This is a genomic window from Neobacillus niacini (assembly GCF_023715415.1).
Taxonomy (GTDB): domain Bacteria; phylum Bacillota; class Bacilli; order Bacillales; family Cytobacillaceae; genus Neobacillus; species Neobacillus niacini_C.
On the sequence record NZ_JAMBOB010000002.1, the window covers coordinates 360,443 to 376,653 of the forward strand.

A 16,211-nucleotide genomic window follows, 5' to 3' on the forward strand; every position below is an offset into this window, starting at 1 on the left:
TGAAAATAATCTTCTACGTATATGTTTTATTTGAAAACATACATATTAACGATTTCTGAAAATAAAAGGAGATGGTAACTGTTGTGGAATAATCAAGGGTATCAGAATGGGCAGTTTAATCTATATAGTTACTATGTAGGCTACAATCCCCCGACTTCGGTGAACCCGTATCCAAGGTTTCCGAGTATTCATAGTCAAGCATTCTTAAGTCCCTTTACCTATGTGGTAGGGGATGTTACCATTCAGAAAAATACTTATGTTGGGCCGTTTGTAAGCATCCGAGCCGATGAAGGGACTCCGTTTTATATTGGAAGTAATAGTAACCTACAGGATGGTGTCATACTTCATGGTTTAAAAGATAAGTATTTTGAAAAGAACAGCAAAAAGTACTCCATATATATTGGGAACCGAGTTTCTTGTGCTCATGGTGCCCTAGTACATGGGCCATGCCGGGTGGAAGACGCCGTTTTTATAGGATTTAAAGCAATCGTTTATAATGCAATCATTGGGGAAGGAAGCTTTATTTCTTCTGGTGCTGTTGTTACCAATGGAGTAGAACTTAAACCAAGAAGCTTTGTACCACCTGGTGCAAATATCGATTCGCAGGAAAAAGCAAATGTATTAGGCATTGTTCCTGAAACAGAAGAGGAGTTTGCTATCGCGGTCCAGCGGGTAAATTCAGAATTCCCAGCAGCCTATTCCTTGTATTTTGGGAAAAATAAATGTTCGTGCGGTTTAGCTTGCTAGGTAAATGTAAGCAACCTTCAAACCAGTGAAAGTAATTCGAGTAGGTTCATTGCATTTCCGTTATGAAGGGCTTTTTTTGTCATTTACAGTTCACAATATTGTCATATATTTTCGTAATTTTCAAAATACATTTCGACATTAACTGAATGTTTTCTAGTGATATTCTATTCAGTTTCAGGATTATAAAGAAATTTACAGTGAATTTTGTAGGATTTAGGTAGAATCAGTCGACCTTTTTGATTTTTCAATAAATAATTTGTTTGGTAAAATGAACAATATACTCACAAAAAATATAGAAGATAAGAAATTTATAGATAAAAATCCGTAGAATTGTGTAGAAGTATCTATTGCAGAGCTCCAATTGTAGAAATGAATAGGAGGGCTTTTTATGTATTTCAAAGTAAGTTTTTGGAGAAGATTAACCAAAAAACAAAAGATAAGATTACTAAAACAAAAAGCTCATATTAACTTAATCAATAAAGGATTTATTGCTTAAGAAGAATAGCTGATCATTTAATTAGCGGAGCGGGAGTAGGCTTCTTCATCGGATTAATCATAAAAATGGATTATCTGAAAAATTCGTTTTTTGGTCTGATGTCAAAGTAATCATTTTTGGTCGCAATCGGTGACCACCTCATTATTTTCACACTATTAGGTGCCATCCATGGAATATTCATATATTGTAAATAAATTTTTAAGCAAGACGTTGTCTTTTTTGAGAGATAACGTCTTTTTTTTCTTGTTAATGATTTTTACTAAAGATAAGAATATTTAGTTGGCTTGACCCTTGTGTAACGACATGTTACTATAAGGTCACATGAAAGATATGTGACTTTTTATTCACATGAAAAATATGTGACTTTTTATTCACATGTTTTTTGAATCCTTGAAGAAAGGGATTTAATTATGGAAGAAGAACTTTCAACAGTATTTAAAGCATTAGGGCACCCAATCCGAAGGCAGATTCTGGATATCCTAAAACAGTCACCCAGAACTACCGGCGAACTAGACGAATACTTTCCGGATGTCACTAGGTATGCCATCATGAAGCACTTAAAGATACTAGAGGAAGGCAATTTGGTGGTGGTCAGGCGTGAAGGGAAGTTTAAACGAAACTTTCTTAATGCGGTACCTCTGCAGGAAATGCATAGACGCTGGGCAGGGAAATACATGCAATCAAACGCCAGCAATCTATTAAACATCCGGTCGGTAGTAGAACAAAAAGGAGGAAATGGAAAAATGAGTGAATTTCGTATTGAGCAGGAGTTATTTATAGACGCACCACGTGAAGAGGTTTTCAAAGCGTTAACGGAAAAGGTGGAGTATTGGTGGGAATTTCGTATCGCTCCTAAAGGAGTAACCTCGCACTTTACATTTGATCCCGTCCCAGGAGGACAATTTATTGAAAAATGGGGTGATAAAGAAGGTGCGATATGGGGCAATGTTTATTATGTGAATGCTCCTGCAGAAATTCGACTCTTTGGTCATCTGGGGATGCAGGGAGCAGTTAACAGTGCCTATACCTATCGTCTTCTTGAAAAAGATGGGGGAACGTTGCTGCAGCTTTCACATACAGCCTCTGGTGTTATACAGGAACAATGGGAACAAGAGCACAAAAAGGGCTGGGAATACCTTCTTGGAACCTTACTAAAAGATTATGTAGAAAAGCAATAAGAGGGTAATTATTATGGTAGATGTAGTTACAGAAATAATCATTAATTGTCCTATTTCACAAGTATCGGAGTATGCCTCGAACCCTGAAAATGCCCCAGAGTGGTATGTAAATATCAATTCTGCAGAGTGGAGAACACCAAAACCACTAGCAATTGGTTCACAAATTGCATTTAAAGCGAAATTTCTAGGAAGAGAACTAGCCTATATTTATGAGATTGTAGATCTAATACCGGGAAAGAAACTAGTGATGAAAACAGCGCAAGGGCCATTTCCAATGGAAACCATCTATACCTGGCAAGACATGGGTCCAAATCGTACCAAAATGACTTTAAGAAATGCAGGGAATCCCACAGGTTTTTCAAAAATATTTTCTTCGTTTATGTCTTCCATGATGAAGAAGGCGAACATGAAAGATTTGAAAACAATTAAGAGGATCCTTGAAAAATAATGGATCCTTGAAAAATAATCTCTAAAGTCCGAAACTCCTTCCATCAATGGACGTTGTTTTGGACTTTATTTAATTGGTATTAAAGAAGTTTGTAATTGTGTAAATTCTCTAGATTCTTGGTATTATAGAATAAATATGCAGGTACAACTCTTTAAAAAAGACGGGGGCAATACAATGTACAGCTTTAAGAACGATTACAGCGAAGGAGCACATCCTAGAATCCTACATGCATTACTTGAAACCAACCTGGAGCAGGACGAAGGGTACGGTGGGGATCGATATTCGAAGAAAGCAATTGAACTAATAAAGGAGAAAATCGAAAGCAAAAACGTAGATATTCATTTCATATCAGGTGGAACCCAAACCAATCTAATCGCCATTTCAGCTTTCCTACGACCACATGAAGCAGCAATTGCCGTTAGCAGCGGACATATCCTTGGACATGAAACTGGCGCCATTGAGGCTACTGGTCATAAAATATTATCTGTTGAGGGTAAAGATGGAAAACTTTCACCAGCCGATTTGCAAGGAGTTCTCGACGGACATCCGGATGAGCACATGGTGAAGCCAAAGCTAGTATACATATCAAATTCTACTGAAATTGGGTCCATTTATTCAAAAAGCGAACTTCAGGATTTACATGAGTTCTGTCAACGCAACCACCTAATATTGTATATGGATGGTGCGAGACTTGGTTCTGCGTTGTGTGCGGAGGAAAATGATCTTCAGTTAAGCGATCTCCCTAAATTGGTGGATGCATTTTATATTGGCGGTACGAAGAATGGCGCTTTAATTGGTGAAGCCTTGGTGATTTGCCGTGATTCCTTAAAAGAGGATTTTCGTTATCATATAAAGCAAAAAGGTGCACTTCTAGCAAAGGGAAGATTGATGGGCATACAGTTTCTTGAGCTTTTCAGTGACGATTTATTCTTTGAGTTGGCAAGCCATGCGAATAAGATGGCTGGCATGATTAGAGAGGAACTCAATAAAGCAAATATCACGTTCCTGACGCACTCACCATCTAATCAACTTTTCCCGATTCTGCGGAATTCGGTCATATCTGACCTTCAAAACAACTATGATTTTCATATATGGGAAAAGATAGATTCTAATTTCTCTGCTGTTCGCTTCGTCACTTCATGGGCAACAAAAGAAGACGAGGTCACTGGCCTTATTGAGGAATTGAAAAGACTGCTTTAATTGGACCCAGAACGCCTCCTGACAATGGAGGCGTTTTTTTGCTTATAGTTTGGCTGTACAGACCCACATCAATTGTCACTTCTATTTCACAGATATATGAAAATGGATACCTTATAATAAATAGTGGGAATATTTTTTTTACATAAGTATGTGAAATGTTGCACAATGAAAAGGAGGAGTTGGATGAAGTACAATCATTTATTTTCAAAAGGGAAAATTGGAAATCTTGTCTTGAAAAATCGTGTTATTATGCCAGCAATGGGAACCAATCTTGGTGGTCCTAATGGTGAGGTCACCGACCATCAAATTGCCTATTATGAAGAAAGAGCGAAAGGCGGGACTGGATTAATTATCGTGGAATACACATCCATTGATTATGAGTATGGCAGATCAACGTTTAATCAATTGAGGATCGATGAAGATCGTTTTATTCCCGGAATTCACAGGTTAGCAACAGTCGTACAAAAATATGGAGCAAAACTATTTGTCCAGCTGCAGCATTCTGGGAGGGAAACCACTTCAATGGTTTTAGGCGGGGCGAGGCAAATTGTCGCACCTAGTCCAGTTACCTGTGCAGCAATTGGTGAAGAACCTAGGGAGTTAACCAATTTGGAAGTGAAAGGATTAATCGACAAATTTGTAATGGGTGCTTTAAGATGTAAGCGTGCCGGTGCAGATGGAGTCGAGCTGCATGGAGCTCACGGCTATTTAATCAATCAATTCTTAAGCCCACATACCAATTTACGGACTGATGAGTATGGCGGCAGCTTTGAAAACAGAATGAGATTTGTCGAGGAAATTGTTGTTGGGATTAAGGAAAAATGTGGTCGAGAATTCCCAGTAAGCATTCGTTTAAGTGTGGATGAATTTGAAGAAGGCGGAACAACAATAGAATTAAGCAAAGAAATCGCACGTCACTTAGAAAAAATCGGGGTAGATGCAATCCACGCAAGCTGCGGAAACTATAATTCGATGGACAAGATGATTGAATCGATGATGTTCGAACAAGGCTGGAGAGTGTACTTGGCAGAAGCTATAAAAGAAGTGGTAGATATCCCGGTCATTACGGTCGGAGTCATTCGTGAACCAGAATTTGCTGAAGATATTTTGGCAGAGGGCAAAGCCGACTTTATTGCGATGGGGCGTTCACATCTTGCGGATCCAGAATGGGCCAAAAAAGCGATAGAAGGCCGGGAAAAAGAAATTCGCAAATGTATTTGCTGCCTACAATGTACGAGAGGTGGTTCTCATGTAACCTGTGCAATAAATGTGAGAACGGGAAGAGAACTGGAGTTTAGAGAGCTCAAACAAATTGAAGAAGAGCGCAATGTAGCGATTGTTGGCGGTGGTCCTGGCGGGATGGAAGCAGCAAGAGTGCTCACCTTAAAAGGATACAAGGCAACAATTTTTGAAAAAGCCCATAAACTTGGAGGTCAATTAAATCTAGTAACATCACCAAAAGCACAAGAGAAAATGAACTGGATGATTCAATATCATACAAACGAGATGGAACGTTTAAACGTGGATGTTCGTTTAAATACCGAAGCTTCTATCGAAAGTATAAAAGCCTTGAAACCAAATGCTGTCTACCTAGCAACAGGTGCCAAACCTATTATTCCCAAAGTGGATGGGGTAAAAAACACACTTGTTTGTGACTATGAAGATGTATTCTTGCAAAGAAAAGACTTTTCCTATAAAAAAATTGTTGTAGTAGGAAGCGGGATGGTTTGTTATAGTGTGGTTGGCCAGCTAGCTGCAAGAGGCAGCGATGTAGTCTTAGTGGAAGTACCGACAGAGACAGGCAGCAAAGTTACACCACACACAAGACTAATGCTAATCAATCGTCTGAAAAAGGCAAACGTCGACATTATTGAAGATCATAAAATAGTAAGAATTCTTTCAAATTCCATCATGATTGAAAACAGCGAAGAACAACGTGAAATTAAAGTAGATCACGTTGTGTTCTCGATGGGAACAGAGTCTGTCAATCCTTTAGAAGAGTTGTATAGTCAACATTTTGATAACATTTTTGTTATTGGGGATGCAATTAATCCAGGTTCTATCACAAATGCAATAAAGGATGGATTTGAAAAGTCTTATGTGCTTGAATCTCTTGTTATTAACAAAATCCAAGAGAATGTTTTGGTGGAAGCATTCTAATTCAAGAAGAATCTTTAGTCATTAACGCAGGGGATTTCATAGTAAGAGTTTCTTACATAATGATAAAAATTGGAATTAAGATTACGATTCTAATCATAAACTCGCGCATTCCAGATCCTCCTTCCAAAGGCATCCTGTGTTAAGCTCAGTATAAGAGAAATTTGTTAAGATTAAGTTATTGAAATGTAAATACTTTGTCAATTATTCAATATACCAGATTTAACTGAAATAGTTGACGAAAGTACCAAGGAAAAATAAACTTAAAAGAGGATTTTTTTCTTTTAAAATTTAGAAAACTTAAGGGTGAAGGCAAAAAGTATGGCACAAAAAGAACCTCTACTTGTATTTGAATTTGCAGACTCAAACGGACAGATAAATCCATTAATGTTTAAAAACCCAGTCAGCGTGATTACCGCAAGCAAAGTGGAGGATGTTTTACATTGTTTCCAGCTTGTACAAGATGCTGTTGATAAAGGTTTTTACGCTGCCGGATTTCTATCATATGAAAGTGCTCCAGCCTTTGATCCTGCATTTATGGTCAATAATGGAGTGGCATTTCCTTTGCTCTGGTTTGGTATTTTTTCAGAACCAGAACCAGAACCTGCTCAACTAGGCAGTTCAGGAAAATTTAGCGTAACGGAGTGGAAACCATTAATATCGATGGAAGAGTACAATCAAGGAATTACCTCGATAAAAAAATCGATTCAGCTTGGTGATACATACCAGACAAATTATACCATCCGTCTCCATTCACAATTTAATGGGGATAGTTACGCATTTTACAATCGGTTAAAAAAAGCACAAAACTCTAATTATTGTGCCTATATACATACAGGAGAACAGAGTATTTTGTCTGCCTCACCAGAATTGTTTTTCCACCTTGATAATGGAAAGGTTACAACCCGTCCTATGAAAGGAACCATTCAAAGAGGAACAACGGTTGAAGAAGATGCTGCAAATGCTGACTGGCTGCTCCATTCTGAGAAAAACCGTGCTGAAAATCTAATGATTGTCGATTTGCTTCGAAATGACCTCGGAATGATTGCTCAATCTGGTACGGTTAAAGTTGAAAAAATATTTGAAATTGAGAAATACCCAACGGTCCACCAAATGACATCTACCGTATCAGCACAGGTTTCGGAAACTGCAACCATCGTTGATATTTTTAAGGCTCTTTTTCCATGCGGATCGATTACAGGGGCACCAAAGATAAGTACAATGAACATCATTGCAGACTTAGAAAATGAACCACGTGAAGTCTATTGCGGAGCGATTGGCTATATTACACCAAACAAAGAAGCTATTTTTAATGTACCGATTAGAACCGTGCTCATTGACCATCAAACGGAAAGTGCCGTCTATGGAGTGGGTGGAGGAGTAACTTGGGATTCGACACCTGAAGGTGAATACGATGAAATTCTTGCAAAAGCAAAGCTATTAAAAGAGAATCCCTCTGATTTTCAATTGCTAGAAAGTTTATTACTAGACAATGGAGATTATTTTTTGCTGGAAGAGCATGTAAAGCGACTAGAGAATTCAGCTCGATATTTTGACTTTCCTTTCAAAGAACAGGAAATCAATAAAATTCTACACGATTATAGAGTTTCAAATCTGAATGGTCTGGTAAAGGTCCGTTTGCTTTTGGCGAAGAATGGAGAAATAACCATTGAAGGACAACCGATAACCCAGCAGGATACATTATTGAAGGTAACAGTAGCCGACAGTCCAGTTAATAAGTCAAATATCTTTTTGTATCATAAAACAACCAGACGAGAGATTTATACAAAATTTCAAGAACAGAAGCCATCACATGCATTTGATATATTGCTTTGGAACCATGAAGGTGAGCTAACCGAATTTACAAATGGAAATGTAGTTTTGGAAATAGACGATACATTATGGACTCCACCAGTAGAGTGTGGATTATTGGCTGGTACGTTTCGTAATTATTTACTAAAATCAGGAGAAATTTACGAAAAAACACTTACGCACTCAGATTTAAAAAAGGCTACCAGGATTTGGTTTATTAATAGCGTAAGAAAATGGAAAGAAGTTAAACTTTGAAATCAAGATTGTCGATTGGTTTACGTAATAAATCAATCGGCTTTTTTGTTTCTACATTCAATACTTCCTCTTCAAAGCTTAAGAATATCTTAAGGATTCTATGAAACTTTTCTTAAGTTTTCGTATGTATAGTATAAACAGAGAAGTTTTCTTGAAAACCTTTTAAAGAGGATGAGGATGATGAAAGAAAAAGAGGTTTATATTCTTTTAACGAATACAGGTTCAATATTAACAAAATTAATAAAGTTATATACGAAAAAACCTTACAACCATGCTTCAATCGCATTTGATTCTCATTTATCTGAGGTATATAGCTTTGGGAGAAAAACAGCCCGAAATCCATTTATTGGAGGGTTTGTAAAGGAAGATGTTCGGACGGGTTTATTTAAACAAGCAGACTGTGCTATTTATTCTATTACCGTAACGGAGAGTCAAATCCAAAAGATGAAGTATTATTTACAAGAAATTGAGGATAAAAAGAAACAGTATCGTTATAATTTTTTAGGATTATTCGGTGTGATGTTTAATAAACCGATAAAAAGAAACAATGCTTTCTTCTGTTCTCAATTTGTTGCTTTTTTACTTAAGAAATCAAACATTATTGATTTTCATAAACCTATTTCTCTCATAGCACCATATGATTTACAAACTGTTTCAAAGATCCAATTCCTATATGAAGGAAAGCTTAAGGGTTATCGGAATGAAGAAAATCCTGAGAAAATTTGTCCTTCTTTTACAAAGGATCTATTTTCACAAAAATTGAAATGGCTCAGTGCAGCCGATTGAGTTAATTTCATTATTGCAGGTTTACGATATATTTTTGTGGAATAGTAGTGGAATTTTACGGAAGGACCTTATCTGTTCCTTTTTATTGTTGGTTTTCGGTAAAAAAGAATATATGCCACTCGTGCACGGAAATGGTAATATAGTATCATCTAGAGCAAAAGAGGTCATTGGATATGAACAAAGTAGAGGTCATTTCACGAAGAATACTAGGATGGAAATTAAATCGATGGGATCGTTGGTATGATCCGGAAAAAGGTGTATTTATATATGATTTTAATCCACACGAAAACCTTGAGCACGCACTTTTAGTTGTTGAAAGGTTAAAAAGCTTTGGCTATACATATATGGAAAGAGGAAAATATGAAGTTTGCTTTAATGAGGTTTGTGAAACAGGAGATTCGTTACCAGAAGCCATCACGAATGCAGCCTTCTCTCTCGCTGACAATAGCACGATTGCGGATGAATGGTTATAAAGTATAGTAATATTTATGCGGAACAAATTATTTAAAAAGCCCAATGACTCGAGATATTATCGAGCATTGGGCTTTTTATATCATCCTTTTATTGCATCATGCTTAAATCCGCTTTGGGTCGCATAGACTTCATACCATTCATATTTTGGTGCTTTAAACCATTCGTATTTTGGAAAATACACAAGGTACCTGGTATTGCCTTCAGCATCAAGGACGGTTTTAAAGATTGTAACATTGCCAAATCCAAAGGTTTTATCTAAATAACCTTCCATTCCGTCTCTTACGATATTTTTTTTCTCTTCCTTTTCTTGCTTATGTAACTCCAGCACACCATCAATGAACATACTCATCAAGACCAACGTAATTAGAATTAGAACGAAAATAAATAATTTTAACAAAAAAACATCCTCCTGCCTGTTTATGATGATTCATTATTATTTTAACTCCGTAGGATTGAAGAAGATGTGATAAAAATAACAGTGACCAAAGGAAGCAGCAATTTATTTTATTATTTTTTTGACCATGTCCTTTTTTGTTAATTATCTATATATAAAGGGTGAAATGAATTAGGGGACCAATCGAAGTGTTGTCATTATCTTGACAGCCATTTAAGGTTCCTTTTTCGAAAAAAAGGAGGATATCTTTATGTTAAAAATAACCCATGCTGCAGGACATGCACTTGTCACTCCAGGAAAGCAGTCACCCGATGGCTATAAGGAATGGCAGGTTACGAGTGAGATTGTAAAGCTTGTGATGCTAGAACTAGAAAATTATGAAGGTGTTATTCAAAAACGGATTGATGATCCAACTGGGAAAAGTGAAATTCCGCTAAATAAACGCTGTGAACTTGTAAACGGATGGGGTGCAAATGTCCATATCGACTATCATCTGAATGCTTATGGGGCTGGTTGGAACGATGCCGGCGGAACCGAAACTTACATGTATATAACAAAGCCAAAAGAGGCCAATGCCCTTGCTGAAAAAATACAAACGAATCTAGTGAAAGAATTAGGATTCCGTAATCGTGGAGTAAAAGCAGCTGATTTCCAAATGGTAAGAGAAACGAATAGGACGGCAATTATAATAGAATTTGCATTTATGACCAACCAAAATGAAGCTATGAAAATGAGGACAAAGGAATATCAGAAAAAAGGAGCAAAAGCGGTTGTTGATGGACTTGTTGCACAGTATGGACTGAAAAAGAAACCATCAGTTTCATCAACTCCCGATGTGCTTTATCGTGTACAAGTGGGGGCATTTTCAGATATCAATCATGCAAGGGGACTTGGAGAAGAGTTGAAGGCTAGAGGATATCCAGCCATTATTGTTACTAAATAATTTACTAGATATTTTTTCCTTACTATCAGTCATAAATGGATTTATTTTACATCTCTTGTATAGAGGTGTTTTTTTATGAAAAGGAAGCTTATTTTTTCTATTATTTTATTAATCCTTTTAGTTTCATTCTATGAGGTGATGGTAAAAGGAAAAACGGTTACCTATATGGGTGAGGATGTGAATTGGCGGATTTCCATTCATGCAGAGATAGAAGGACTTAATAGTAGTTATCGAGTTGTAGTTAAATATAAAGGTAACGCAGATGTTGAAAATCTCAATTTTAATATTCATCCTCATTATGAAAGTGGGCTTCCGACATTAGATGAAAATGGTTATTATATTTATGAATGTAATAATGATTGTTCCTACTATGATAAAGAGTCCAAACTGCTTTTATTCATTATTTGGAAGGAAAAGGATCATTCGGTGGAAAATCTGGATTTTATAGAGTTGAAAAAAATAAAAAATGAATAGGACTATAAGTCTACCAGAAAGTTATATCTTTCTATGTGACAGCATATGATTACTGTACATGCTATGATTATTCATAGTAATCGTTTTATAAATGAACTGGAGGTTGTTGAATGGATTTTATGAACAGAGTTGCACCAGAATTGAAGGAAATACTAACGGTTTTCCCGCCGCTTAATCTTCCCGAAGGATTAGAGGCAGCAAGACAAGCTCCCGCTATTCCAATTGAAAAATCTGAAAGCGTTAACATTTCATCGCGCACGATACCGGGCGGTGATGGCCAGGATATGAAGGTTAAAATTTATGAACCTGTATCCAGAAATACGCAAAAACTTCCAGCACTGTTGTTCATACATGGAGGTGGTTACGTATTAGGAGATGCGGATGGCTCTGATGGCGACTGCCAACTCTTTGCTGAAGAAGCACAGTGTGTTGTTGTATCCGTGGATTACCGCCTAGCTCCTGAGCATCCATATCCTGCTCCATTAGAGGACTGTTATGCTGCTTTGGTATGGATGACCAATGCTGCGGATGAACTTAAGATTGACGTTTCACGGGTAGCTGTCGCAGGTCAAAGTGCTGGTGGTGGATTGACTGCTGCATTAAGTTTGTTAGCCCGTGATCGTAAAGGTCCCGCCATCTCTTTCCAAATGCCATTGTATCCAATGATTGATGACCGTAATGTAACACCTTCTAGTTACGAAATTACAGACGAACGTGCCATCTGGAATCGTGGAAATAATTTAGCAGGCTGGAGGATGTATTTGGGAGAGCATGCAAACGGAGAAATCTCACCGTATGCAGCACCAGCACGTGCAAAAAACCTTTCTAACCTTCCGCCAACCTTTACGTGTGTTGGTCAATTAGATCCGTTCCGTGATGAAACGATTGAATATGTAGCAAAATTGGCACAAGCAGGAGTTGCTGTGGAATTCCACCTTTATCCTGGTGCTTACCATGGCTTTGAATTATTAAATCCAACTTCAGTAATAGGGAAACAAGCAAGAAATGAATATGTTCAAGCGTTGAAAAAGGCGTTACAGCCTCAACCTGAATCAGTCAGTATCTAAAAATAACTCTAGCGCAATGGATTCGTTACGATTCCATTGCGCTTTTTCATTTACAGACAAAACATAGAATTATAAAATAAATGAATGAGTTTTTTATTAGTTTGGGAGGGTTCTGCTATGATTATTAAACCAAAAGAATTTACTATCAATGGTCTACGTTATATTATCAGGTCTGCAATGGAGAAGGATGCGAGGACCTTATCTGAAGTACGAGTACAGATAGATGGAGAAACGGAGAATTTAGATAGAGAACCAGGCGAGGCTTACATAGATGAAACGGGTTTTAAAAAATTGATAAAAGAAGATTCTGCACGGGTCAATCACTTATTTTTGGTAGCAGAAGTGAATGATAGAATTGTAGGTTTTTCTAGATGTGAAGGGAACCAACTGAAACGTACCTCCCATACAGTTGAGTTTGGTGTTTGTGTATTAAAAGAATATTGGGGGTATGGGATTGGAAAAAATTTTTTAAAAGAATCTATCCTTTGGGCTGACGCCGTTGGAATCAAGAAAATGAATTTAAATGTTCTAGAGACCAATGAAAAAGCTATAAAACTATATAAAGAATATGGTTTTGATATAGAAGGAATTCTAAAAAATGACAAATTTTTATCCGATGGAAAATACTATAATACAGTTTTAATGGGGAGGATTAATCAGAAATAATAGTTGGTACATAAAATTTTTTAAAAAATCTTTCAAGTGGATGGTCTATTTTTAGATGAATTGGATGGTTAAGAATACCTCAAGTTGCGCTATCATTAATTAGTAAATAGCACTAATAAAAAAGACGAGGTGCAGCATGGACATATTACCTGTTTTAGTCGTTTTAATCTTAATTATTGCAGTGGTTTCAACCCTAGTAATAACGGGGAAGCCTGATGAAAATTATAGCGATTCCACAAAAAGAAATACAACCAATTTAACATTAATATATGTGGTGATTATTTTTATAGCGTTGGTTGCTCTAGGAATCTACATTTGGATGACTTAGAGTATGGTTAAGAGGATCAGAATAAATCCTGATCCTTATCATTTATTGGAAACTGCCTTTAGTGCATCCGCAAACCTTCTAATACCTTCATTAATATATTCTTCTTTTTCCCGTGAGAAAGTAAATCGGACAAATCCCTTTTCAGAACCCATTGTTGATCCAGGTACATAAATGATTCCCCGTTTAATGGACTCTTCTAGTAATTGAATTTCATTAAATTCTTGTACTATCCTACACCAGATATGGATTCCGCCTGTAGGAATATAAAAATCTACCTTGTCGTTTAGATAAGTTTGAAGGCTATTGACAATTTGATTTCTTCTACTTTTTAACTGAATAACTAAATTCTTAATATGTGACTCGAAATTCGTTGAATCTAGAAAGTCATTTGCAATCCATTGGGTGTAACTGGCATGTCCAAAATCAACTTGCTGCTTGGCATCCGATAACCTTTCGATAACAGCTTTTGGTCCTATAATCCAGCCTATACGCAAACCAGATGCTACTATTTTTGTAAGTGAACTGATATATAATACATTTCCAGTCGTATCAAATGATTTTAGCGTTTCGACCTTTTCTCCTGTAAAAGCTGTTAAACTATACGGATCATCTTCCACAATCGGAATTCCATACTCAGAAGATATTTCAAGGATTTTCTTTCTTCTATTTTCAGCCATTAAGGTACCTGTAGGATTTTGAAAAATAGGATTCAAAAAAATCATCCGGATTCTATGTTTTTTATACAGTTCAGATATATCATTGGGGTTTATTCCATCCTGATCACCTTTTAAATAATAGGTTTTGATTCCTGCTGATTGAAACACCGGCAGATTGTAATGATAGGAAGGATTTTCAATTGCTACTGCATCTCCTGGTTTTAATAAGCATTGAACAACGAGGTGTAAAGCCTGCTGTGCTCCAGATGTAACTAATATAGAAGATGGGTTTGCATCTATATTCCGATATTTTTTCACATGATTGTTTAGGGTTTCCCGAAGAATCACATTGCCTTGGGGATGGTCATATCCCAATGATCCAATAAAGGATCTATTGGAAGTAATCTCTCGTAATGACTTCATCGGAAAAAGATCCTGTGATAATTCCCCGCTGGCTAAATTAATTAGGTTTTGCTCTGCCATTTCCTTGTGGATTCTTTGCGTTACAGGCAAGTTAGGCAGAAACGAACCAGCCTCTATGTACCGGTTCCAGCTTGGAATCCGTTTCTTGGAAATGCCCCAAATATCTTTACTGATTGTTGTTCCGCTGCCTCTATTCCGATCGATTAGCCCATTAGATTCCAATTCGGCATAAGCAGCAATCACCGTGCTTCTGTTTATTCCGAGTTCTTTGGCCAATCCTCTTTCAGAAGGTAAAGGATTATCAGGTGGAAAAGTGCCATCAGCAATTCCGGATTCAATATATAAAGCTAGTTGTATATAAATAGGTGTTTTTGACTCCCGATCTGGTTTCCAATCCATTTGATACATCCTTTAAATTAGGTCTAATACCTTCTATTGTAACCTTTTTCATTTAATACTTCATCTATAGTTATAACTCTATGTTTCAACTCATTGTTATAATCCAAAAAACCGATCACAATTTGTTCATTCTCAGTTATGGTCGCATATCTGAAATGTTCATTCTCATTTATCATAAAGGCATATTCCTGATTAGCCTCCATCTTCGCAAATACATATTCACTGTATGCAAGCGGCAGGATATCATCGATTCCCTCTGGGGGGCTACCGACCCATTTAAACAGGAAGTCTTTGATTGTAAATTGCTCAATCATCGATAGTTTTTTCTTGAAGGCTAGCTTATCAACAGTAACAGTGTTCAACTTTATCACTCCTTAAATAGTAGATAAAGTTTATACTTACAAACTACGAACATCAACTCTATTACAGTAACAGAATATTTACATTTTGATTGCGAGCAAATGTCACTCTACTATTTTCAACGGTTTTTATTGCCTATTGTATAGAAATTTATTATTTGATTTTTAAGAAACTTTTCCAGCAAATTCTCGTCTAATGATTACCTTTAGGGGAGGTAATACCCGAAGAGGGGGAATTTTTAAAGGGGGTAGGGTTATGTTGGAAAGTATTAAATTAAAAAATGTTTCAAAGGATTACAAAGGAGACGGAGTGAAAACGAGGGCACTCTGCGACATTTCGCTTGAGTTTTTCAAAGGTGAATTTGTATCAATCATGGGCCAATCCGGTTCAGGAAAATCTACATTGCTTAGTTTAATTGGCACTTTAGATAAACCAACTAGCGGACAGATTTCCTTTGATAGTAGTTTGATCACCAATTTTAAAGGTGATGACTTAGCAGATATACGATTTAATAATTTTGGCTTCGTCTTTCAGCAATTTCATTTACTGCCTATGTTAACGGCTTTGGAAAATGTGATGATTCCTTTGTTTAATAGAAAAATATCTTTTCATAAACAAGATCGGGCTAAAGAACTATTAAACCTTGTAGGTTTAGACGACAAAATAAATTCATTCCCATCACAATTATCAGGTGGTCAACAGCAGCGAGTAGCCATTGCTCGTGCGTTAGTCGCGAATCCAGATTGGATTTTAGCTGACGAGCCAACCGGAAATTTAGATACAGAAACGGGAAATACCATTTTTGAATTGCTAGTAAAGTTGAATAAAGAAAAAAAGTGCGGAATTATTTTAGTCACACATGATAAAAATCTTGCTGAAAAAGCAAATAAAGTGATTGAAATGAAAGATGGATATGTCATCAGTGAACGGGTAGGGACTGTCATATGA

General features: G+C 36.7%; 16 protein-coding genes. 13 read left to right on the plus strand and 3 right to left on the minus strand.

The features are described from left to right. Positions 1-81 precede the first annotated feature (81 nt). The 8 genes from M3189_RS05165 (at position 82) to M3189_RS05200 (ending at position 9,552) form a co-directional block, all read left to right on the plus strand. Entirely contained in the window at positions 82-747 is a 666-nt protein-coding gene (locus M3189_RS05165; RefSeq protein ID WP_251632702.1) for a carbonate dehydratase, read from the plus strand. 906 nt (positions 748-1,653) lie between these two features. After that, positions 1,654-2,421: an SRPBCC domain-containing protein gene (locus M3189_RS05170; RefSeq protein ID WP_251632703.1), complete on the plus strand. Its 768-nt coding sequence runs from the start codon at positions 1,654-1,656 to the stop codon at positions 2,419-2,421. 13 nt (positions 2,422-2,434) lie between these two features. Continuing rightward, positions 2,435-2,869, plus strand: a complete 435-nt coding sequence (locus M3189_RS05175) for an SRPBCC family protein (protein WP_251632704.1) — start codon at positions 2,435-2,437, stop codon at positions 2,867-2,869. A gap of 174 nt (positions 2,870-3,043) precedes the next feature. After that, positions 3,044-4,069: a threonine aldolase family protein gene (locus M3189_RS05180; protein ID WP_251632705.1), complete on the plus strand. Its 1,026-nt coding sequence runs from the start codon at positions 3,044-3,046 to the stop codon at positions 4,067-4,069. Between the two features lie 183 nt (positions 4,070-4,252). Next, the gene (locus M3189_RS05185) at positions 4,253-6,229 is read left to right on the plus strand and encodes an FAD-dependent oxidoreductase (protein ID WP_251632706.1); all 1,977 of its coding nucleotides are present in this window, start codon (positions 4,253-4,255) and stop codon (positions 6,227-6,229) included. A gap of 318 nt (positions 6,230-6,547) precedes the next feature. After that, a complete protein-coding gene (gene pabB, locus M3189_RS05190) occupies positions 6,548-8,293 on the plus strand; it encodes an aminodeoxychorismate synthase component I (protein ID WP_251632707.1) in 1,746 nt (581 codons plus the stop codon). A 177-nt stretch (positions 8,294-8,470) separates the two neighbouring features. After that, on the plus strand, positions 8,471-9,079 hold the full coding sequence (locus M3189_RS05195; RefSeq protein WP_251632708.1) for a hypothetical protein: 609 nt from the start codon (positions 8,471-8,473) through the stop codon (positions 9,077-9,079). Between the two features lie 173 nt (positions 9,080-9,252). Next, positions 9,253-9,552 (plus strand): BC1872 family protein, encoded by a 300-nt coding sequence (locus M3189_RS05200; RefSeq protein ID WP_251632709.1) that lies wholly within the window; start codon positions 9,253-9,255, stop codon positions 9,550-9,552. Between the two features lie 80 nt (positions 9,553-9,632). On the opposite strand, the gene M3189_RS05205 is transcribed toward M3189_RS05200, so the two are convergent. Further along, positions 9,633-9,950, minus strand: coding sequence for a hypothetical protein (locus M3189_RS05205; RefSeq protein WP_251632710.1), 318 nt, complete (start codon positions 9,948-9,950; stop codon positions 9,633-9,635). Positions 9,951-10,197: 247 nt separating this feature from the next. Here M3189_RS05205 and M3189_RS05210 point away from each other — a divergent pair, with 247 nt between their 5' ends. From M3189_RS05210 to M3189_RS05225, 4 genes are all read left to right on the plus strand, one after another. Continuing rightward, the gene (locus M3189_RS05210) at positions 10,198-10,890 is read left to right on the plus strand and encodes an N-acetylmuramoyl-L-alanine amidase (RefSeq protein ID WP_251632711.1); all 693 of its coding nucleotides are present in this window, start codon (positions 10,198-10,200) and stop codon (positions 10,888-10,890) included. Positions 10,891-10,965: 75 nt separating this feature from the next. Further along, positions 10,966-11,364, plus strand: coding sequence for a hypothetical protein (locus M3189_RS05215; protein WP_251632712.1), 399 nt, complete (start codon positions 10,966-10,968; stop codon positions 11,362-11,364). A gap of 110 nt (positions 11,365-11,474) precedes the next feature. After that, a complete protein-coding gene (locus M3189_RS05220; RefSeq protein ID WP_251632713.1) occupies positions 11,475-12,431 on the plus strand; it encodes an alpha/beta hydrolase in 957 nt (318 codons plus the stop codon). Positions 12,432-12,548: 117 nt separating this feature from the next. Further along, positions 12,549-13,097, plus strand: a complete 549-nt coding sequence (locus M3189_RS05225) for a GNAT family N-acetyltransferase (protein WP_251632714.1) — start codon at positions 12,549-12,551, stop codon at positions 13,095-13,097. Between the two features lie 366 nt (positions 13,098-13,463). Here the strand turns inward: M3189_RS05225 and M3189_RS05230 are convergent, their stop codons facing one another. Then, positions 13,464-14,903 (minus strand): PLP-dependent aminotransferase family protein, encoded by a 1,440-nt coding sequence (locus tag M3189_RS05230; protein ID WP_251632715.1) that lies wholly within the window; start codon positions 14,901-14,903, stop codon positions 13,464-13,466. Between the two features lie 23 nt (positions 14,904-14,926). Beyond that, complete coding sequence (locus M3189_RS05235) at positions 14,927-15,265, minus strand: hypothetical protein (protein WP_251632716.1); 339 nt, start codon at positions 15,263-15,265, stop codon at positions 14,927-14,929. 253 nt (positions 15,266-15,518) lie between these two features. Between M3189_RS05235 and M3189_RS05240 the strand changes: the two genes are divergently transcribed. Then, complete coding sequence (locus M3189_RS05240; protein WP_251632717.1) at positions 15,519-16,211, plus strand: ABC transporter ATP-binding protein; 693 nt, start codon at positions 15,519-15,521, stop codon at positions 16,209-16,211.